Here is a 303-nt window from a genome sequence, read left to right as displayed (position 1 = left end):
CTAAGAAGGTCCGTCTAGCAGGAGCCTCATATACACCACCAACCCGGAAGAAACCCCGGTCAAGCCCAGCGACAGCAATTGTCATGGCGATGCGGCGGACGCAGCCGTGGCAACAGTGGCGATGGTGGTGGCAACAGCCCTGGCGCGGGCGGCCCAAGCTCGCGTCGCGCTCGACTGGCCCACCTCAGGTATCAGTATCAACATCGGCGTGAACCTGACTTCGGCCCCAATCTCGGCGGCCTTCTTCGCGCTCATCTCGTTGTGCGCGCTGGGTTTCTTGTGAAGGCGCGATTCGCTGTCTAC

General features: G+C 62.0%; 1 protein-coding gene. It reads right to left on the bottom strand.

Going from position 1 to position 303, the window contains the following annotated elements:
• Nucleotides 1-81: 81 nt before the first annotated feature.
• Nucleotides 82-303, bottom strand: a 222-nt coding sequence (locus IZR01_RS51990) for a hypothetical protein (protein ID WP_228561497.1), incomplete at its 5' end; no start/stop codon positions are given.

Origin of the sequence: Catenulispora pinisilvae (genome assembly GCF_015356865.1) — a bacterium.
Taxonomy (GTDB): Bacteria; Actinomycetota; Actinomycetes; order Streptomycetales; family Catenulisporaceae; genus Catenulispora; species Catenulispora pinisilvae.
This window is presented reverse-complemented; position numbering and strand designations above follow the sequence as displayed.